A 20,290-nucleotide genomic window follows, 5' to 3' on the forward strand; every position below is an offset into this window, starting at 1 on the left:
TGCTTACCACGCATCGATGAATCCGCGGCGCTCCCTGCGGCCGCGCAAGTCCGCCGAGGCGATGCCCTGGGCGATCCACTTGCGGGTCTGCGCGGGGTCGATCACCGCATCGATCTCGACCGCGGCCGCGGTGTTGATCGCGTGGCCGCGCTCGTAGGACTGGGCCACCAGCCTGTCGAACAGCGCCTTGCGCTCGGGACCATCCGGCACGGCCTCGAGCTCCTTCTTGAAGCCAAGCCTGACCGCGCCCTCCAGACCCATGGGCCCGAATTCGCCGGTCGGCCACGACACGGTAAAACTTGCCGAGCGGAAGCCACCGCCCGCCATGGCCATCGCACCCAGGCCATAGCCCTTGCGCAGGGTCACCGCCAGCAACGCGACCCGCAGCTTGGCCGCCGTCAGGAACATGCGCGACACGTGCCGCACCTGCGCCCGGGCCTCGCATTCCGGACCCACCATGAACCCCGGGGTGTCGATCAGCGAGATGATCGGCAGGCCGTGCGCATCGCACAGCTGCATGAAGCGCGACGCCTTGTCCGCGGCGTCCGCATCGATGGCGCCGCCAAGGTGATAGGGGTTGTTGGCCATGATGCCGACGGGCTGGCCTTCCACGCGGGCCAGCGCGGTGTGGATGCCCGCGCCGAAGCCGACGCGCAGCATCAGCACGCTGCCGACGTCGGCGATGCCCTCGATGGCCTTGCGGGTGTCGTACACGCGCAGCCGGTTCTCCGGCACGACATGGCGCAGCGCCAGCGCTTGCGGCGCGCTCCAGTGCGCCACGCGCCCCTGGAACATCGACAGGTAGTGCTTCGCCGCCTGCACGGCCTGGGCCTCGTTGTCGACCAGGATATCGACCACGCCGTTGGCAACCTGCACCGATGCGGGACCGACCTCCTCCGGACGGAAGACGCCGAGGCCGCCGCCTTCGATCATGGCCGGACCCGCCATGCCGATATTGGCCGACTTGTCGGCAATGATGACGTCGCAGCAGCCGACGAAGGCCGCGTTGCCGGCGAAGCAGCGCCCCGAGACAATGCCCACCACCGGCACATTGCCGCTCAGCTCGGCAAAGGCGGCGAACGACGGCTGGTACAGCCCGGACACCGAAGGGAAATCCACGTCCCCGGGCCGGCCGCCACCGCCTTCGCCGAACAGCACCAGGGGCAGCTCGTCGCGCAGCGCCACCTCGACGATGCGGTCGGTCTTGATGTGGTTGCGCTTGCCCTGCGTGCCGGCCATCACCGTGGCGTCGTAGGCCATCACCGCGCTGCGTGCCCGCTCCTTGCCGACCAGTTCGCCGTTGATATGGCCGATGCCGGTGATCAGGCCATCGGCCGGGGTGTTGACGATCAGGTCCTGCTGGCTGCGGCGCGACGCCTGCGCGGCAAGGGCCAGCGCCCCGTATTCGACAAAGGTATCCGGATCGCACAGGTCGGCAACGTTCTCCCGCGCGGTGCGCTGGCCGCGCGAGCGGCGCCTGGCGACGGCATCGGGGCGCGCGGCGTCATCCAGATAGGCATGCCGGTCCAGCACGCGCTGCAGGTCCGCGCGGATCGCATCGGGATCGGCCTGCTGGGCGGCGGCCACGGCGATGCCATCGGCCTCGAGCTGCTCCAGCACGATCAGCACCTGGTTTTCCGCAGCCAGTGCGCCCGGCTCCAGCCGCAGGTCGACCACGCGCCCGCCGCATTCGGCGACGATGGCGTGCTCCATCTTCATGGCGTCGAGCACCGCAACCGTCTGGCCGGGCTTGACGATCTCGTCCAGCGCGACGCCAATCTCCACCACCCTGCCCGTCAGCGGCGCACGGACCGCCACCAGGCCCTCGCCGATTTCTTCTTCCGCATCGGCGGGGCGCGGCGCGGGCGCCTGCGCAGCACGGGCCGCGCCGCCCAGCAAGGCTTCGTGCGCGCGTCCGGCCTGCGCCATGGCCTCCGCCGCCGCAGTCAGTTCGTGCACGATCGCCTCGAAGTGCCGGGTATGGACGTCCTGCGCGAGGAAATCGGCGCGCTGCACCAGCGCACGCAGCAGGTGGAGGTTGGTCGGCACGCCGGCGATGCGGAACTCCGCCAGGCTGCGCTGCAGGCGCCGTACCGCCGCGTCGAATTTCGGCGCTGCGCTGGTGACGATCAGCTTGGCCAGCAGGGTGTCGAAATTGGGCGACGGTTCATAGCCGGTGTAGCCATGGGAATCGACGCGAACGTCCGGGCCCGAAGGCGGATCGAAGCGCTCCAGCCGGCCAAGCGCGGGACGCGCCAGCCCTTGCGCATCGGTCATCTCGGCGTTGATGCGCACCTGGATGGCATAGCCGCGGGCTGGCGGCGGCGCAGCGGGATCCAGGCCGAGATCGGTGAGCGCCTGCCCCGCGGCGATGCCGATCTGCAGCGCGACCAGGTCGACGCCGGTGACCTGCTCGGTGATGGTGTGCTCGACCTGCAAGCGCGGATTGGCTTCGATGAAGACAAAGTCCTTCTGCTCGCCCGATTCGGTTTCCTCGACCAGGAACTCGAAAGTGCCCAGGCTCTGGTAGTTGACGCGGCGCGCCAGCCTGAGCGCCGCCTTGATGATCTGCTCGCGCAGCTGCGGCTTCAGTACCGGGCTCGGGGCAATCTCGACCAGCTTCTGGAAGCGGCGCTGCAGGGTGCAATCGCGTTCGCCGAGGGCAATCACGTGCGCGCCGTCGCCGGCGATCTGCACTTCGATATGGCGCGCGCGCGCAACCAGCCGCTCGGCGTAGACGGCATCGATGCCAAAGGCCGAGCCCGCCTCGGAACGGCAGCGCGCATAGGCTTCGGCCAGGTCTTCGCGCCGGCGTACCACGCGCATGCCGCGGCCGCCGCCACCGCCGACCGCCTTGATCACCACGCCCGCGCCGCCTTGCTGGTCGAAGAAACTGGCGATGTCTTCCAGCGAGGCCGCGCCGCGCGTCGCCGGCATGACCGGCACGTCGCTGTCGGCCGCCAGTTCAAGCGCTCGCCCCTTGTCGCCGAACAGCGCGAGCTGCTCGACGGTGGGGCCGATAAAGCGGATGCCGGCGTCCTGGCAGGCCTGGGCAAAGTCGGCCCGTTCGCTGAGGAAGCCATAGCCCGGATGGATCGCATCGCAGCCGCATGCCTTGGCCGCGGCGATGATGCCTGCCATGTCGAGGTACGCCCCCGGCCCGGCGCCGTCGAGGGCGACGGCCTCGTCGGCCAGGATCCGGTGCAGCGCGCCCTGGTCGTCCTGCGAATAGACCGACACGGTCCCGATCTCGAGATCGCGTGCGGCGCGCAGCACGCGCAGCGCGATCTCCCCTCGATTGGCGATCAACAGCTTCTTCAATGCAGTCTCCTCTCTGTAATTCGATGTCCGTGGGTGCCCGAGTCCAGCGCCGCGCTCAGGGCCGGATGCCAAAGCGGCTGATCCCGGCTTCGCGCAGCGGCGCCGCCAGGTTGGCGAACTCGCACAGCAGCGCGCGGGTGTCGCGCGGGTCGATGATGTCCTCGATGACGAAGGCTTCCGCGCTGCGGAACGGCGAGGTCAGGCTGCGCACGCGCAGCTCGATCTCGGCGCGCTTCTGCACCGGATCGTCGGCGCCTTCGATCTCGGCCTTGTAGGCGACGTCGAGGCCGCCTTCGAGCGGCAATGCGCCCCAGTTGGCGGAAGGCCAGGCATAGCGGAAATTGAAGCGCCCCATGTGCTGGTGGGCGGCTGCCGACACGCCGTAGGCACGGCGCAGTAGCACCGAGCACCACGGCACCGTGGCCTGGTAGAGCGCCGACAGCGCGCGCACGCCGTAGCGCATGATCCCTGCCTTTTCGGCGTCCAGGCCTACCTGGAACCCGGCCGTATCGACCAGGTTGACCACCGGCAGGTGGAAGGCCTGGGCCATGTCGACGAAGCGCGTGAATTTCTCGGCGCTGTCGCTGTCCCAGCTGCCGCCATGGAAGGACGGGTCGCTGGCGATCAGCGCCACCGGCCAGCCATCCAGGCGGGCCAGCGCGGTGATGACGGCGCAGCCCCAGTGCCTGCCGATCTCGAAGCAGGAGTCGGCATCCACCAGGGCCTGCAGGATCGGCCGGATCTGGTAATCCGCCCGGCTGTCCCGCGGAATCGCCGACAGCAGCCATTGGTCGCGGCGCGCGGGGTCGTCCCCGGGATCCCGGCGCGGCGGCAGCTCAAAGACGGAAGGCGGCAGATAGGACAGGAATTGGCGCGCGCGCGCGAAGGCCTCCTGCTCGGTGCCGACCTCATCGTCCACCACGCCGTTGCGGGTGTGGATCTGGCTGCCGCCCAGCTCGTTCTTGCTCAGCGCCTCGCCCACGCGGGCCACGACCGAAGGCGGGCCCTCGCTGAACAGTTGCGAGGTTTCCCTGACCATCACCGAATAGTGGCTGGCGGCCACCCGCGCCGCGCCCATGCCCGCGACCGAGCCCAATGCCAGCGACACCACCGGCACCACCGACATGTTTTCCACCACGTGTTGCCAGACCTTCATGGTGGGGATCAGGGTATGGCCCTTGATCTCGATATTGCGCACCGAACCGCCGCCGCCGGTGCCGTCGACCAGCCGGATCATCGGCAGCCGCAGGTCGTGCGCCATCTTCTCGGCGTGGACCAGCTTGTCGCCGACTGCGCCCTCGTTGGCACCGCCGCGCACGGTGAAGTCGTCCCCCACCAGCACCGCCGGCCGGCCGCCGACCTGCGCGCGGCCCATCACGAGATTCGACGGCACCAGGTCCACCAGCCGCCCGTTGCTGTCGTAGCGGCCGCTGCCGGTCAGGCCCCCGACCTCCCGGAACGAGCCGGGGTCCGCCAGGGCATCGATGCGCTCGCGCACCGTCAGCTTGCCGGCCGCCCTGTGGCGCTCCACCTTGCCTTCGCCGCCCATCCGGGCGGCGAGCCGTCGACGGTGGGCCAGTTCATCGATTTCGGGCTGCCAGCTCACTGTCTTCCCCCGTGTCTTTGCGTGATACATGTATTGCCAACATCTCGCAGGAGACGTGCCAGCCTGCTAAAACTCATTCACCCCTTGATTACATTGAATAAATTCTTTGCCCTCAGTACGATGTCCCCAATGACTACACGACGTGTCCATACCAGAGGCACGCACGGAGACACAACGTGTCCTCAATGACGACACAAGACGCCGACAAGCTGGCACTGGGCGTGCTCATCTGTGCGCGCGACGGTACTCGCGAGGCAGCGCTCGGTGCCTGTACCGACCCCACCATCGCCGACGCGGCGTTCGCCGCGTGCGCCCGCGCAGGCGCACCCGGTGCGGGACGCAGGCTGTTTCCCGTCGACGCCGCCGACCAGCGCTTCATCGGCTTGTCCCTGGAAGACGGCGACCACCAGCTGATCGTTCTGCATCGCGCCGATACCCAGGCCGTGCTGCTCGACTTCCTCGGCACGGTGCCGTTCGCCGGCGCGATCCTGGACTACTTCCTGAACGACCCGTACCAGGCCATCACCGTGGTCGACAAGGCGGGACGGGTGCGCTTCATCAGTCCCGTCCATGAGAAATTCCTGGGCCTCGACACCGGCGGCGGCATCGGCCGGCCGGCCGCCGAGGTCATCCCCAATTCGCGGCTGCCGCAGGTGGTGGCCAGCGGCAAGGCGGAGATCGGGCAGTTGCAGCAGCTTGACGGCGCCACCCGCGTGGTCAACCGCATGCCGATCCGCCAGGACGGCGAGGTGGTGGGCGCCATCGGGCAGGTCATGTTCAAGGGGCCGGAAGCGCTGGTCCGCATGCACAAGGAACTGGTTGAATTGCGCTCCGAGGTGGCGCGCTACCAGCGCGAGGTCGATGGCCTTCGCCATGGCCTGCACGCACCGCAACCGACGTTCGGCCTGATCGGCGAAAGCGCGCCGATGCAGCGCCTGCGCCGCGAAATCCAGACCGTGGCCCGCCTTGACGTGCCGGTGCTGATCCTGGGCGAAAGCGGCACCGGCAAGGAACTGGTGGCCCGCGCCATCCACGGCGCCGGAGCCGAGCCGGCCAGCGCGCGGCCGCTGGTCAGCCTGAACCTGGCGGCCCTGCCCGCAACGCTGATCGAGTCCGAACTGTTCGGCCACGCGCCCGGCGCCTTCACCGGGAGCCAGCGCCAGGGACAGGCGGGCAAGCTCGAACTGGCGGCGGGCGGCACGGTCTTTCTCGACGAGGTCGCCGACATCCCGATGGAAATGCAGGTCAAGCTGTTGCGCGTGCTGGAAGACCACATGGTCGAACGCCTGGGTAGCCGCCGCGCGCAGCGGGTCGAGTTCCGGCTGGTCTCGGCCACCAACCGCGACATTCCCGAGCTGATCGACGCGGGGCGATTCCGCCTGGACCTGTACTACCGGCTCAGCGGCGTGGTGCTGCGCATTCCCGCGCTGCGCCAGCGGCGCGAGGACATCCCGGCGCTGCTGCAGCATTTCGTCGACGCCTTCTGCACGCGCAACGCCATGCCCGCGCCCGGCATCGACCACGAAGTGGCGCGTTACCTCGCCGGCCAGCCATGGCCGGGCAATGTGCGCCAGTTGCGCCAGCGCATCGAGGAGGCATTGGTGTTCTGCGATGGCCGGACGCTGCGCGTGGCGGACTTTGCCCGCGGCGAGTCGGCGCGCGGGCTAGCGGGACCGCAAAGCCAGCCCGCCGTGCATGCGCCCGCGGCTGCGGATCCCTACGAGACGGCCGCGACGGACGACCTGCCCTTACCCACTGCCGCACAGCGCTCGCCTGCCGAGCCCGCCGCGGGGATGCGGGAACTGGCCTATGCCGCGGTGACCGAAGCCGTCGCGCGCCACGGCGGCAACAAGAAACGCGCGGCCGAGCAGCTGGGGATTTCCCGCTCGCACCTGTACAAGATCCTGGAGCGCGGGCCGCACGCGTCGCGATCGAAATAGGGGCGTATCCGGATCCCAGAGAAAATGTCCCGGCAAGGCCGGGCCCATGCTGTGGCTGAGAGCCTGACTGGCGCAGCTGGCTCTTCTACACCCCGTGCCCTAACCGCTTCCATCCCTTGCCCCCCTTCTCGCCACGTCTTCCAGCGTCGTCCCGCTTCTGCTGAACATCCCGTTTTTCGCCCTTGACTTCATTCTGCCCTCGCCTACACTGATGTAATCGATTGCATTGCAGGTTTAGCGGTCTATGCTGCGGTTTCGCAGTATTTTTTGCACGAAAATGTAATCGATTACATTGCGCCGAAACCACACTGGAGACATCGACATGCAGGAACGCCGTCGGAAGTTTTATGGCTGGGGCTACGAAGGAGACACCGTCACGCCGCAGGAAATCTCGGAGTTCGAGGCCGCGTGGAGCCGGTTGCTGGGGGTCGAGCAGTTCGAGGCCATGCCCTTCCCCACCGCGGACGAAATCGAACTTCGCGCCCCGCGCGTACAGCCGCCTGCAACGCTGCGTGAGATCTGCACGACCGACCACTACGAGCGCCTTTATCACACCTATGGCGCCGGTACGATGGACGTGGCGCGGGCCATTCGGAAGGAGTTCCCGAATCCGCCAGACGTGGTCGCGTATCCCCGGACCGAACAGGACATCGTCGATCTCTTCGACTGGTGCGGCCGCCAACAGCTTGCCGTCGTTCCCTACGGCGGCGGCTCCAGCGTGGTCGGCGGGGTGAACCCTCCGGAGCACGATCGCTACCGGGGTGTCCTCACGCTCGACCTCAAACACTTCGACAAGGTGCTGGAAGTCGACCAGACTTCGCAAGCCGCGCGCATCCAGGCCGGCGTGCTCGGGCCGAGCCTGGAACGCCAGCTCAAGCCCACCGGGCTGACCATGCGCTTTTTCCTGCAGGCATGGGAATTCTCGTCGCTGGGGGGCTGGATCGCGACCCGCGCCGCCGGGCATTTCGCCACTGCATACACGCAGATCGACGACCACATCGAAAGCCTCAAGGTGGTGACCCCCGCAGGCAATATCGAGTCGCGCCGCTTTCCGGTATCGGGCTCGGGCCCCAATCCCGACCGGCTGTTCCTGGGCTCGGAGGGCGCGCTTGGCATCATTACCGAGGCCTGGGTCAAGCTGCACCGCCGCCCGGTCTACCGCAAGCAGATCACGGTGCGCTTCCGCGATTATGCGAAGGCCGTGGAGGCGACACGGCTGCTGTCCCAGTCTGGCCTGAACCCCGCGAACGCGCGCTTGGTCGAGCGCGAGGAGGCAGCCTACACCGGCTCCAGCGACGGCACCTATGACATCCTCGTGCTGGGCTTCGAGTCGGCGGATCACCCGGTCGATGCGTGGATGGCGCGTGCGCTGGAGATCTGCGCGGCGTGCGAAGGCGATTGGGAGACCGCTGCAACCAGCGAGGAAGGTGCCGATTCGGCCACGGCAAGCTGGCGCAACAAGTTCCTGCGCGGCCCCTATCTGCGCGAGTACGCCATTGCACGCGGCGTCATGCGCGAAACCATGGAAACCGCCGTCACATGGGACCGCTTCACCGCACTTCACCAGCACGTCAAGAAGGAGACGCATCGCATCATCCGCGAAGTGACGGGCCGCCCCGGCTCGGTGACGTGCCGCTTCACCCACCTGTATCCGGACGGCCCCGCGCCCTACTTCACCTGGTTTGCCTATGGGGACAAGGCCCGCATTCCCGAGCAGTACATGGCAATCAAGCGGGTGGCGGAGCAGGCCATGGTGGACGCCGGCGGCACCGTCACACACCACCACGCGCTCGGACGGGACCATCGCCCCTGGTATGACAAGGAGCGGCCCGAGCTGTTCTGCACCGCGCTGAAGGCGGCCAAGCAAGCGTTCGACCCGAAGCAGATCCTGAATCCCGGCGTGCTGTTCGACCCGAGCTGAAGCCCGGGCATTCACAGGAGGCAAAACCATGGCAGGACCTTTGGAAGGCATCCGGGTGCTCGACCTGAGCCGCATCCTTGCGGGACCGTGGAGCACCCAGTTGCTGTCGGACCTCGGTGCCGACGTGATCAAGGTTGAGCGGCCCGGCAGCGGGGACGATACGCGCGCCTGGGGGCCGCCCTTCCTTGCCCGGGAAGACGGCACCCCGACGGCTGAGTCGGCCTATTTTCTTTGCGCCAATCGCGGCAAGCGCTCGATCACCGTGGACGTCAGCAGCGAGGCGGGACAGGCCGTGCTCCGCGAACTGGCGAAAACGGCCGACGTTTTCGTCGAGAACTATAAGTGCGGCGACATGCGGCGCTATGGCCTGGACTACGACACGCTGGCGGAGCTCAATCCACGCCTGGTGTACTGTTCGATCACCGGCTTCGGGCAGACCGGGCCGTATAGTCACCGGGCCGGCTACGACTTCGTGGTGCAGGCCATGGGCGGGCTCATGAGCATCACCGGCGAGTGCGATGACCGCCCCGGCGGCGGGCCGCAGAAATGCGGCGTACCGATCTCGGACCTGATGACGGGGATGTACGCATCCGTGGCCATCGTCAGCGCCTTGTTCGAACGGGTCGGGAGCGCACGCGGCCAGTACATCGACATGAGCCTGCTCGACACGCAGGTCGCGTGGCTTGCGAACCAGGCGTCCAACTACCTGGTAGCGGGTGCCGAGCCACGACGTTGGGGGAACGCCCATCCGAACCTCGCGCCCTACCAGTCGTTCGCGACCAGCGATGGCGCGCTGATCGTTGCCGTCGGCAACGACCGGCAGTTCGGCGCCCTGTGCGACGCACTGGACCTGGGCGAACTGGCACGCGACGAGCGCTACGCGACCAACGCCGCGCGCCTGAAGCACCGCGAGAGCCTGGTGTTCTTGCTGGCGGAGCGATTCCGTGGCCGCGACACGGCAGGCTGGCTGGACAAACTGGAAGCCGCCGGCGTGCCGTGCGGACCGATCCATACGATTCCGCAGGCCTTGTCGGATCCGCAAGTGCAGTCGCGCGGCATGGTGTTCTCGCTTCCCCATGGAAGCGGAGCGATCGCGCCACAGATCGCCAACCCAATCAAGTTCTCCCGCTCCACTGTCGAGTATCGGCGTGCGCCGCCGGTGCTCGGCGAGCATACGGACGACATCCTGAGCCGCGACCTCGGCTGGTCCGCGGACCGGATTTCGGGATTGCGCCGGGGAGGAACGATTTGAAGCGCAGGTAGCACAAGCGCGATCCCGAAGCAGGATCGCATCAGGAGACAGGAGACCCATCATGCATCGATATCTACGACAAGCGTCCGCCGCCCTGCTTTGCCTGGCAGCGATCTCCGCCTCGCCGCACGCGGCGGCCAAGGACTGGCCCGCCCAGCCGGTCCGGGTGGTCCTGCCCTATCCGCCCGGGGGCGCTTCGGATGTCACCGCCAGGCTGCTGAGCGCAAAGCTTAGCCAGGCTTGGGGAGAATCGGTCGTCATCGAGAACCGGCCGGGCGCCAACGGCATCATCGCCAACGAACTGGTAGCGAAATCGGCCGCGGACGGATATACGGTGCTGATGGCCAACCTTGGACCGAATGCCATCAATCCTGCGGTCTATTCGAAACTGCCTTATGACTCGGTCAAGGATTTCGCGCCCGTGATCCTGGCGACCACGGTTCCGCTGGTCATCGTCACGGCGGCGAACTCCCCCATCAAGGATCTGAAGCAACTGATCGCGATGGCCAAGGATAAGCCTGGCGAGATTACCTTCGGCTCGGCAGGCAACGGGGCGAGCAACCACCTGGCGGGCGAGCTGCTCAATACCATGGCGGGCGTCAAGATGGCGCATGTCCCTTACAAGGGCGACGCACCCTCGCTGACTGACGTGCTGGGCGGGCAGATCCATGTCGCGCTGCCGACGGCGCTGGCCGGCATGCCGCAGGTCAAAAGCGGCAAGCTGCGCGCGCTTGCGGTCACCAGCAAGAAGCGCCTACCGTCCTTGCCGGATGTTCCCACGGTAGACGAAGCACTGGGCATTAACGGCTATGAGGCCGTATCCTGGGGCGGCTTCATGGTGCCGACGGGCACCCCGGCGGCCATCATCACCAAGATGAATGCCGAGTTCAACAAGGCGCTGCAATATCAGGACATCCGGGAGAAGCTGCTGGCTCAGGGCGCCGAGATCGTCGGCGGCACGCCGGAGTCATTTGACGCCTTCCTTCGCGCCGAACTCGCCAAGTGGAAGAAGGTTGCGGACTCTTCGAAGGTGCGGCTCGACTAGCCGCGGCAAGCGCCGGTCGCATGGCCTCGACCGGCGCTTGCATGGCGTTCCTGACCAGCGGACTTGTCCCTCGACGATACAATGCGGCGTCGGGCTGGGCCGCCAGGGCACCCTTGGACGGGCTCATCCTTCACTCCAACCTTGCTCTTCCCTTCGTTTTCGAGGCATGCCGAATATGGTCAACGTGAAACAGGTCGCTCTCCTTGCCGGCGTGTCTTCCGCCACCGTATCGCGCGCGTTGTCGGCACCTGAACTGCTGCGGCCTGAGACGCTGAAGCGCGTGCAGGAAGCGATTGCCAGCCTCGACTACGTGCCTTTTGCCGCTGCCCGGATCCTGCGTTCGGGACGGACCATGTCCATCGGCATCATCGCCCCGACGCTGATGAACGAACTGTACGCCAGAGCCGTGGACAGCCTGGAGAAGCAGCTCGAAGCGCTCGGCTATACCGTTCTTCTGACGTGCCATCGCGACAACAGCGAAATCGAGTTGCGCTGCGCGCGGGAAATGCTGGAGCGGCGCGTGGACGGCATCGCCATCATCGGCTCGCAGCACCACCCCGACGTCTTCTCGCTGATCCATAAGCACAATGTCCCCTATGTGCTGATGTGGGCAACGGATCGCGAAGGCAGCCATCCGACGGTTGGCTACGACAACCGGCTCGCGATGCGGCGGCTGACCGCCTATCTGGTAAACCTTGGGCACCGGGAATTCGCCGTCCTCCCGGGGCCGCTGCATACCCAGCACCTGTCGGTCCAGCGGCTCGAAGGCGTCAAGGACGTGCTCAGCGAACATGGCATCGCACTGCGCGAGGAACTGGTCCTGCCCACGCCCTATGAGGTCGAGCCGGCGCGCGCCGCGGCGCGCGCCTGCCTGACCAGTCCACATCGGCCTACCGCACTGATCTGCATAAACGACTTCATCGCGGTCGCCGCCATCGCCGAGTGCCGCGCCCTGGGCCGTTCCATTCCGGACGATATCTCTGTGACCGGTTTCGGGGACTGGCAGGTCGCAGAACTTATCACGCCGACCCTGACAACCATGCGGTCGAATCCCGTGCGTATCGGGGAACTGACCGCGCGGAACATTATTGCGCAGATAGAAGGCGCGGCACGGCGGGACGATCTGCAGGACGAATTCGAGCCGGAGCTGATCGCTCGGGAAAGTACTGCTGCGGTGAAAATCATAGCGGCGCCTTAGTCCCGTGCGGGCGCGGAAAACAGCGCCCCAAATCGTAGAGGGGACTTTGGGCTTGCCGCTTTGCCGATGTCCCGGACAGCGCGACGGGACAAACGCAATCGGCCCTTGAGACCAGACCAGGTCTCAAGGGCCGTTCGCATTCCGGGCTGGCTTATTCAGCGACCACCTTTGCCGACTTCGCGACAGCGCCCCACTTGTCGGTTTCGCTCTTGATATAGCGGGCAAACTCGTCAGGCCTGGTTGCCACCACTTCGGCACCAAGCGTCGCCAACTGGCTCTTCACTTCCGGCATGGCAAGCACCTTCATCAGGGCGGCACTCAGTTGCTTGATGATTTCCGGCGAAGTTCCGGCGGGTGCAACGAGACCGCCCCACGAAGAGGCGTCGAATCCCTTAAGCACGGATTCATCGATTGTCGGTGCATCGGGGAACGCCGGCACGCGCTTCTTACTTGCCACAGCGATGAGCTTGAGCTTTCCTCCAGTCACGAAAGGACGCGCAGCGACGGCCGTAGTGAACATCATGGACACCTGCCCGGCCATCACATCGGTCAGAGCCGGGCCATCGCCCTTATAGGGCACGTGCATCATGTCCGTCTTCAGCCCAGAGTTGAACATCTCGCCAACCAGGTGATTGGAGGAGCCATTGCCGGCCGACGCAAAGGTGTACTTACCCGGATTGGCCTTGACTTCTGCCACCAGCCCCTTGATATCCGCCGCCTTGACCTTCGGTCCGGCCACCAGCACGATCGGCACCGTGGTGGTTTGCCCGATTGGGGCGAAGCTCTTGTTGACGTCGTAGCCGAGGTTCGGGTAGATCGACTGGCTGATCGCATTCGGGCCGACGTTCGCCATCAGCAGCGTATAGCCATCTGCCGGCGACTTGGCCACCATCTCGGCCGCGATATTTCCGTTTGCGCCGGGCCGGTTCTCGACCACAAAGGTGGCACCGGTGACTTCCTTCAGCTTTTCGCTCAGCACCCGCGCGGTCGTATCGGATGCGCCACCCGGCGGGTATGGCACAACAATGCGCACAGGCTTATCGGGGTAGGCTGCCATGGCGATACCTGAGGCCAAGGCCGAAGCCGCGATGGCCGCACGACACGCAGTTTTGATCAATGCATTCATGATGTGTCTCCTCCAAGTCTGGTTTATCGAGGATGGATGGGAATCAGTACCGCGCCCCTGGCGAGCGGCTTCACCGTCTTGCTGTAGATGTTCAGCCAGCCTTGCTCCGCAGCCCCCTGGATGGGTGCTGCGTCGACCCGACGCGAAGCCATCTCCTTCTCGTCGACAAGCAAGTTGATCTGCCGTCCGGGAATGTCGATCTCGATCTCGTCGCCATCCCGGACAAGAGCCAAAGGGCCACCGGCTGCGGCTTCGGGGCACACCTGACCGACCGCGACCCCTCGGTTCAAGCCAGATAGCTGGCCATCGGTCACGACGGCGACCTTGCCGTTGAAGCCCGCGCCTTCGACGGCTGCGACGAATGACGACGCCAAGGCCACGCCTGGACCACCAATCGGCCCCATGCCACGCAGGCACGCTACGGTCCCCGCCGTGATACGTCCCTCCGCCAATGCCGCGATAGCTTCCTCCTGAGAGTGAAACACCATCGCTTTGCCACGAAAGCTCTCCGCCTTCTCGCCGGCATTGCCGAGCTTGAGAATGCTACCCTCGGGTGCAAGTGATCCCTTCAGGATGACCAGCGACGGTTTCGTAGAGACAGGATTGTCCAACGTGCGCAGGATCGACGGCGAAGGCGCCTCGTATTCGTCGAGAATTGCCTGCCACGTCTTGCCGGAGACCGTCAGGCACTCCTGCTCGATCATAGAGGTTAGACGCTTGATCGTCGCAAGGGTGCCACCGGCCGCTTCAAGCTCCTCCGTACGGTGCGGACCGTTGGGCTTGACGGTCGCAAGCAACGGCACCTCGCGGCCAAGCCGGTCAAACAGATCGTAGAGATCCACATCCGTGCCGGCTTCCTCCGCAACACCTTGCAGGTGGCGCAGCACGTTGATCGACGTCGACAGTGCCAATGCGACGCGCACGGCGTTTCGGAAGGCCGCCGGCGTCAGAATGCTGCGAGGCGTCAGACCTTCATTGACCATCTCGACAATGCGTGCGCCGGCGGCTCGGGCCTGGTCGACCATCGCCGGAGAGTTGGCCAGGACCGGACTGGCACCTGGCAGCGTCAGACCCAATGCCTCGCAGACGATGTGCATGGAGTTGGCAGTCCCAAGACCCGCGCACACACCGGGACTGCGCACGGCGCGCTTGCACATGCCGTCCAGGTCCTCGAAGGAGAGTTGACCAGTCACGTGCATGCCGACCTTCTCGAACACATCTTCGATGTCCACATGCTCGCCCTTGTACTGACCACTGGCCTGATAGCCGCAAATCACCACCAGTGTCGGAATGTCTAGCCGCGCAGCGGCCATCATTTGTCCGGGCGTCGTCTTGTCGCAGGAAGCCAGGCAGACCATGCCGTCGAGTTGTGCGCCCTCGACCTGCACCTCGATGTCGTTCACGATCAGGTCGCGGGACGGGAGGATGTAGCGGCCCTGCTTGCCTGCGCTGGTAATGAAGTCGCTGGGGGCGGCGGTGCGGACCTCGAAGGGTACGCCCCCTGCCGCGCGGATCGCCGCCTTCACGTGGGCGGATACGCCATCGAGGTGACTGAAGCAGCTCGACAGCTCCGACGAGGTGTTGACCACGGCAATCTTCGGCTTGTCCAGATCGGCATCGCTCAGTCCCAGGGCTTGCCACTGGGCCTTGCGCAGTGCCCAACGGGTCGTACCCGGGGCGAAATTGCTACGGTATTTCGGGGAATTCATTGCAAGGCTCCAAGGAAGGCACCATTGTTTTCCAGCACCTGCTGGATATCGGACGCCGGAACATGGTGAACGCTGATGCCGCGTGCCGCTGCCGTTGCAGCGGTATGTCCGGCCGCTTCGCCCATGGCGAAGCATTGCGCGGTGACTCTGATCGAGGCCTGCGCGCCATGAGTGGCCGATGCACAACGGCCAGCCACCATCAGGTTGTCGAAGCCTTCCAGCAGAAGCGAACGCAGGGGAATCTGGAAGTACGTGCCAGGCGGCAACCAGATCCATTTGGTCGCCCTGCCCGCAGCGTGGTCCTCCATTGGCCATGCACAGCACCCGATGGCATCGTCGAAGCGCGCTCCTTCGAGAACATCCTTGTCAGTGAGGACGTAGCTCCCGACGGTACGCCGACTTTCACGGATGCCGATCACCGCGCCCGTATCCATGACGAAGGCCGACTCGAATCCCGGCACGTACTTCCGGAATGCCTTCAGGTATGTGCAGACTTGTTGCCGCCCCGCAATCTCTGCCCGTGACATGACACTAAGGTCGAACGGGTTGGGCGATTTGCCGTCCACCGCCACTTTCGTGATGTTCAGATGCGCAAGCCCTGGCCGTTCGGCAAATACGCCGCCTGCGGTGCGAGGAAGGTCGTAGCCGTCGGCGACAGCCCGCTCAAGCCTTTCGCGAAGAGCCGGACGGCTCAAGCGGGCCAGCGAGTCGGTGTCTACGCCGCCGAACCGCACCATGGTGGTAGGAAACTGAAGATCGCCTTCCGAAATTTCGAAAGGCGCGCCGGCGAAGTTCACCAGGTCGGCATCGCCAGAGCAGTCCACGAACGACTTTGCCCGGATGGCGAGTCGCCCTTCCTTGGTCTCGATCAGCACGGCGTCCAGTTCGCGCTCTTTCATCGCGACCCCAACCACCAGTGCATGAAACAAGACCTCGACCTTTGCTTCCTGGACGAGTTGATCGAGGGCGACCTTCATGGCGAACAGGTCATAAGGCAGCGAAGCTGTCTCGAGCCATCGAGTCGTTTCCCCGAGGCCGTCAAGTGACCGCAGTCGCTCGATGACTTCGTTGCAGAACCCACCCACAATCTGCTGTATCTCTGTATCCGTGACCGCGTAGAGCCCACAGATGCTGCCCAGGCTCACCGACGTCAGGGTGCCGCCTAAAAAGCCTTCGCGCTCCAGAAGCAGTACCTTGGCACCCGTCCGCGCCGCGGCAATGGCGGCGGCTACCCCAGCAGCGCCACCTCCAACGACGCACACGTCTGCAGTGCGAAACACGGATGTCGACCGAGCAGGCTCGGACACCGCACCAAATGAATACGTAGTCATTTTTCCCTCAAAAAAACGCGTGATGCGGCTTCCCGCCGGTCAATCACGCTTTCCCACTAGTTTGGTTACGTAGTCATTATAAGCGCAATCGTAAAACTGCCAAGCTCAGGATGTTGTGCGTCGCAATACGAGATCATTAGGGAGCACAAAGGTGTACGGGGCCAGCTCCGGCGTAGTCATACGACGCTGGAGCCGGTCTACCACCTGCTCGACCATGGCAGGCAAGGGTTGCTGGACAGTGCTCAAGCTGATGCACTCCCACCTCGCCATGGGAATATCGTCATAGCCGACGATCCAGAGATCGCCCGGGACTTGCTTGCCACTGCGACGGGCGGCATCCAGCACACCGATCGCAACAATGTCATTGGTGCAGAACACTGCATCGACATCAGGGCGTTCAGCGAGCAGTGTCTGCATCGCCCGAAAGCCATACTCGTAGCTAAAGTCGGCGGCATCGGCCCGCACAAAGGCGTTCCCCTGGCTCAACGCGCCAAGCCCTTCCATGAAGCCTCGCTCGCGTTCGCGGATCGTGCTTGCCTTGGAACTCTTGCTGGACGCGGCCGAGATCAAGCCAATGCACTTTCTGCCCGCGGACACGAAATAGTCTGCAACCCGGCGGCCGCCGGCATAGTTGTCGCTCACGATGGTGTCGAACAAGTCGGTTCCGACAGAGCGATGGATCAGGATGATCGGCTTCTCGGCCGCGACTCGGGCCAGCATCTCCCTGGATTCATCCAGCGCGGCGGCAAAGATAACGCCATCGGTAGCGCTCTCGGCGAGCGCACGCACCGTTGCCTCGTCCATCTTTCCTTCGAGCTCCCAGACCGTTGTGCGGAAGCCCCGACTAGCGAGCCGATCAACTAATAGTTGGAGCAGCATCGGGTACAACGGGTTAGACAGGCTCGCGATCACCACCGCAACCGTCCCGCTGCGACGCGTCTTCATCTGTCGAGCTGCCGCACTGGGCGAATACTCGTAGTCTTGTATGACCTTTAAGACCCGCGCCTTGGTCTCCGGCTTCACCGATGGCAAATCCTGAAGCACACGGGAGACGGTGGTTTGTGAAACCCCTGCCAGGTTGGCTATGTCGATGCTGGTAAGCCGCTTGCTCATGGTGAGGTAGGAATTGCACACATTGCTGTCAATGCCCCGGATTCTAAACGAACCCTTCGAGGCCGCCCCGACACCGGAAGTGCCGCTGGTCCACAGGCCATTTTCACAATGAACTCATGGCGGATCCGGCCACCACGCACTGGCGATACTGACATGTACGGGAACGAACGGAGCCATCCCTCCAGCAGTTTTCAGCCTAGCCAGTAACTTTCCGCAAGCACGCCAGGAACCATTGCGCCAGCGCCGGCACCGGCCGCTGCGGATTGAACAGGATGTGGCTCTCGAAAGCGATCACCGGCTCGAACGGGATCGCCTTGACACCCGCCGGCTTCAGGCTGCGCACCACCAGCGGGTTGACCACGCTGACGCCCAGGCCCATGCCCACCATGGTGCAGATGGTGGCCGCGTAAGGCGTCTCCAGGGTCAGCACGCGCCGGTCTGCCGGCACGAACGCGGCGTCGACCGTGGCGCGGGTGCCGTCGCCATGCGTGAGCGAGATAAAGCGCTCGCCATCGAGGTCGCTGGCGTGCAGGCGGCGCTTGCGCGCGAGCCGGTGCGTCGCCGGCACGATGCACACGCCGTCCTCGCGGCGCAGCAACTCGCTGCGGATGCCGGTGGTTTCGGCCAGGTACGACACCAGCCCGATATCGCAGAAGCGCGCCGCGGTCCATTTGGCCACCGTGGGCGAATCATTGGTATGCACGGCGATCGGCACGTCCGGATAGCGCTCGCGGAAGGCCAGGATTGCCTGCGGCATCACGCTCATCGCGATCGACGGCACGGTGCCGATGCGCAGCGTGCCCACGCCGGATTCACGGATCGACCGGGCCGACGCGCGCAGGCTGTCGAGGCCGACGAAGGAGCGCTCCACATCGAGAAACAAGGCTTCGGCTTCGTCCGTCGGCGCGAGCCGGTTGCCGACGCGCTCGAACAGCCGGAAGCCCGCCTCGCGTTCCAGTTGCCCGATCACGCGACTGATGTTGGGCTGCGAGGTATGGAGCTGCGCGGCGGCTTCGGTCATCGAGCGCGTCAGCATGACGGCGCGGAACGCTTCGATCTGCTTGTAGTTCATGGCTGGCGACGGTTGGGGTCAGCGGTTTTCGTGCAGCATATCAAATCCGTATGGGCATGACGGAAATACTGATTTGACGATATATGCGACGGATTTCCATACTGGCTCCATCGTTTCGGAGATCACACAGCATGGAATCCAAAGTCAGCCGACGCCTGACCCAGCCCACCGCCGCCGAGGTATGCGAGCACATCTACCTGCCCCGCCTGATGCGCGAATTCGGCAGCGGCTTTCGCTACCTGACCGATATCAACCAGGCCCACCTGCTGATGCTGCATGGCACCGGGCTGGTTCCGGCTGACGTTGCCGCGGTGCTGGCGCAGTCACTGCTGCGCATCGAAGCGGAGGGGCCTGCCGCCGTGCCGCTGGATCCTGCGCGCGAGGACGCCTACTTCAACTACGAAGCCCACCTGATGCAGATGGCCGGTGCCGACGCCGGCGGCAGGCTGCATGTCGCGCGCAGCCGCAACGACATCCTGGCCACGCATGACCGGCTGCGTGCACGCGACCTGGCGCTGGACATCCTGGAAGCGATGCTGGCGGTGCGCACGGCGGCGCTGGAGCGGGCCGACGCCCATGCCGCGGTGGTGATGCCCGGCTATACGCACCTGCAGGCGGCCCAGCCGATCACTTATGGCTACTACCTTGCCGGCTTTGCCGAGTCGCTCGGCCGCGATATCGCGCGCATGGAGCAGGCGCTGGCGCGCCTGGATGCCTGCCCGCTCGGCGCCGGCGCGCTGGCCGGCACCGCCTTTGCGATCGATCGCGCGGCGACGGCGCACTGGCTGGGCTTCTCCACCCATGCGCCGAATTCGCTCGACGCCGTGGCCTCGCGCGACTTTGCCTGGGAGATGCTGGCGGCGATCACCGTGGGTGCGGTCAGCTGGGGCCGCGTGGCGCAGGACCTGTACGTCTGGGCCACGCCCGAGTTCGGCCTGATCGACTTCCCGGACAGCGTCGCCGGCACCTCCAGCATCATGCCGCAGAAGAAGAACCCGGTCGTGCTGGAATACCTGAAGGGCAAGGGCGGCCACATGCTCGGCCTGCTGACCGGCGCGCTGGCCGCTCTCAAGGGCAGCCATTTCACGCACTCGGGCGACGGCAACCGCGAGAGCATGCGCGGCTTCTGGGAGGCCGGCGACGAATGCCTGCGCTGCCTGTCGCTGCTGCGGCTGGTGATCGCCAACGCCACGCCGCAACGTGCCGGCATGCTGGCGCGCGCGCGCCGCGATTTCTCCACCGCGACCGACCTGGCCGATGCGCTGGTGCGCGAGGCCGACATGTCGTTTCGCCAGGCGCATCACATCGTCGGTGCCGTGGTGCGCGACGCGCTCGACCAGCACTTGCCCGCCGACGAGATCAGCGCCGACATGGTCGATGCCGCCGCGATGCGCGTCGCCGGCCGCGCGGCCGGACTGGATGCCGCCGCGGTCGCCCGCTGCCTCGACCCCGAACAGGGCGTCGCCGCGCGCATGGCCGCCGGCGGACCCGCGCCGGTACTGGTCCGCGACAACATCGCCGCCCAGCGCGCCGCCACGCATCATGCCCGCGAATCCCTTGACGCCACCCGCGCCCGCCTCGACGCCGCGCGCGCGGCGCTGAAGCGCTCGCTCAACCACCTCGCCTCACAAAGCTGAGCCGCGCCGCACACCGCAG

Annotated in this window: 13 protein-coding genes; 6 read left to right on the top strand and 7 right to left on the bottom strand. The window is 65.7% G+C overall.

Going from position 1 to position 20,290, the window contains the following annotated elements; all coding sequences use genetic code 11:
• Positions 1-3 precede the first annotated feature (3 nt).
• Both AC3FMM_RS08540 and AC3FMM_RS08545 read right to left on the bottom strand, forming a co-directional pair.
• Positions 4-3,321 (bottom strand): acetyl-CoA carboxylase family protein, encoded by a 3,318-nt coding sequence (locus AC3FMM_RS08540; protein WP_488686433.1) that lies wholly within the window; start codon positions 3,319-3,321, stop codon positions 4-6.
• Between the two features lie 55 nt (positions 3,322-3,376).
• Complete coding sequence (locus AC3FMM_RS08545; RefSeq protein ID WP_473704846.1) at positions 3,377-4,927, bottom strand: acyl-CoA carboxylase subunit beta; 1,551 nt, start codon at positions 4,925-4,927, stop codon at positions 3,377-3,379.
• 185 nt (positions 4,928-5,112) lie between these two features.
• On the opposite strand from AC3FMM_RS08545, the gene AC3FMM_RS08550 reads away from it, so the two are divergent.
• From AC3FMM_RS08550 to AC3FMM_RS08570, 5 genes are all read left to right on the top strand, one after another.
• Positions 5,113-6,867, top strand: coding sequence for a sigma-54 interaction domain-containing protein (locus tag AC3FMM_RS08550; protein ID WP_414248624.1), 1,755 nt, complete (start codon positions 5,113-5,115; stop codon positions 6,865-6,867).
• Between the two features lie 322 nt (positions 6,868-7,189).
• Positions 7,190-8,788 (top strand): FAD-binding oxidoreductase, encoded by a 1,599-nt coding sequence (locus AC3FMM_RS08555; RefSeq protein ID WP_115713818.1) that lies wholly within the window; start codon positions 7,190-7,192, stop codon positions 8,786-8,788.
• Between the two features lie 28 nt (positions 8,789-8,816).
• Positions 8,817-10,040: a CaiB/BaiF CoA transferase family protein gene (locus AC3FMM_RS08560; protein WP_488686434.1), complete on the top strand. Its 1,224-nt coding sequence runs from the start codon at positions 8,817-8,819 to the stop codon at positions 10,038-10,040.
• Between the two features lie 61 nt (positions 10,041-10,101).
• Positions 10,102-11,085 (top strand): tripartite tricarboxylate transporter substrate binding protein, encoded by a 984-nt coding sequence (locus AC3FMM_RS08565; RefSeq protein ID WP_116314037.1) that lies wholly within the window; start codon positions 10,102-10,104, stop codon positions 11,083-11,085.
• 175 nt (positions 11,086-11,260) lie between these two features.
• Entirely contained in the window at positions 11,261-12,283 is a 1,023-nt protein-coding gene (locus AC3FMM_RS08570; RefSeq protein WP_115713821.1) for a LacI family DNA-binding transcriptional regulator, read from the top strand.
• Positions 12,284-12,434: 151 nt separating this feature from the next.
• Here the strand turns inward: AC3FMM_RS08570 and AC3FMM_RS08575 are convergent, their stop codons facing one another.
• From AC3FMM_RS08575 to AC3FMM_RS08595, 5 genes are all read right to left on the bottom strand, one after another.
• Positions 12,435-13,409 carry a Bug family tripartite tricarboxylate transporter substrate binding protein gene (locus AC3FMM_RS08575; protein WP_115713822.1) on the bottom strand — a complete coding sequence of 325 codons (975 nt, stop codon included), beginning with the start codon at positions 13,407-13,409 and terminating at the stop codon, positions 12,435-12,437.
• Positions 13,410-13,432: 23 nt separating this feature from the next.
• Positions 13,433-15,118, bottom strand: coding sequence for a dihydroxy-acid dehydratase (ilvD, locus tag AC3FMM_RS08580; RefSeq protein WP_115713823.1), 1,686 nt, complete (start codon positions 15,116-15,118; stop codon positions 13,433-13,435).
• Positions 15,115-16,449 carry an FAD-dependent oxidoreductase gene (locus AC3FMM_RS08585; RefSeq protein ID WP_116314034.1) on the bottom strand — a complete coding sequence of 445 codons (1,335 nt, stop codon included), beginning with the start codon at positions 16,447-16,449 and terminating at the stop codon, positions 15,115-15,117. The genes ilvD and AC3FMM_RS08585 overlap by 4 nt, the downstream gene beginning before the upstream one ends.
• 105 nt (positions 16,450-16,554) lie before the next feature.
• The gene (locus AC3FMM_RS08590; protein ID WP_115713825.1) at positions 16,555-17,562 is read right to left on the bottom strand and encodes a LacI family DNA-binding transcriptional regulator; all 1,008 of its coding nucleotides are present in this window, start codon (positions 17,560-17,562) and stop codon (positions 16,555-16,557) included.
• A gap of 196 nt (positions 17,563-17,758) precedes the next feature.
• Entirely contained in the window at positions 17,759-18,634 is an 876-nt protein-coding gene (locus tag AC3FMM_RS08595) for a LysR substrate-binding domain-containing protein (RefSeq protein ID WP_018008210.1), read from the bottom strand.
• A 131-nt stretch (positions 18,635-18,765) separates the two neighbouring features.
• On the opposite strand from AC3FMM_RS08595, the gene argH reads away from it, so the two are divergent.
• Complete coding sequence (gene argH / locus AC3FMM_RS08600) at positions 18,766-20,271, top strand: argininosuccinate lyase (protein WP_115713826.1); 1,506 nt, start codon at positions 18,766-18,768, stop codon at positions 20,269-20,271.
• Positions 20,272-20,290: the final 19 nt, after the last annotated feature.

The sequence above is a fragment of the Cupriavidus sp. 207A1 genome, assembly GCF_057798955.1.

What these genes read in the sequence shown, in the direction of transcription:
- AC3FMM_RS08550 (WP_414248624.1), top strand. Translation starts at nt 5,113, where the DNA reads ATGACGACACAAGACGCCGACAAGCTGGCACTGGGCGTGCTCATCTGT.
- AC3FMM_RS08555 (WP_115713818.1), top strand. Translation starts at nt 7,190, where the DNA reads ATGCAGGAACGCCGTCGGAAGTTTTATGGCTGGGGCTACGAAGGAGAC.
- AC3FMM_RS08560 (WP_488686434.1), top strand. Translation starts at nt 8,817, where the DNA reads ATGGCAGGACCTTTGGAAGGCATCCGGGTGCTCGACCTGAGCCGCATC.
- AC3FMM_RS08565 (WP_116314037.1), top strand. Translation starts at nt 10,102, where the DNA reads ATGCATCGATATCTACGACAAGCGTCCGCCGCCCTGCTTTGCCTGGCA.
- AC3FMM_RS08570 (WP_115713821.1), top strand. Translation starts at nt 11,261, where the DNA reads ATGGTCAACGTGAAACAGGTCGCTCTCCTTGCCGGCGTGTCTTCCGCC.
- AC3FMM_RS08575 (WP_115713822.1), bottom strand. Translation starts at nt 13,409, where the DNA reads ATGAATGCATTGATCAAAACTGCGTGTCGTGCGGCCATCGCGGCTTCG.
- ilvD (WP_115713823.1), bottom strand. Translation starts at nt 15,118, where the DNA reads ATGAATTCCCCGAAATACCGTAGCAATTTCGCCCCGGGTACGACCCGT.
- AC3FMM_RS08585 (WP_116314034.1), bottom strand. Translation starts at nt 16,449, where the DNA reads ATGACTACGTATTCATTTGGTGCGGTGTCCGAGCCTGCTCGGTCGACA.
- AC3FMM_RS08590 (WP_115713825.1), bottom strand. Translation starts at nt 17,562, where the DNA reads ATGAGCAAGCGGCTTACCAGCATCGACATAGCCAACCTGGCAGGGGTT.
- AC3FMM_RS08595 (WP_018008210.1), bottom strand. Translation starts at nt 18,634, where the DNA reads ATGAACTACAAGCAGATCGAAGCGTTCCGCGCCGTCATGCTGACGCGC.
- argH (WP_115713826.1), top strand. Translation starts at nt 18,766, where the DNA reads ATGGAATCCAAAGTCAGCCGACGCCTGACCCAGCCCACCGCCGCCGAG.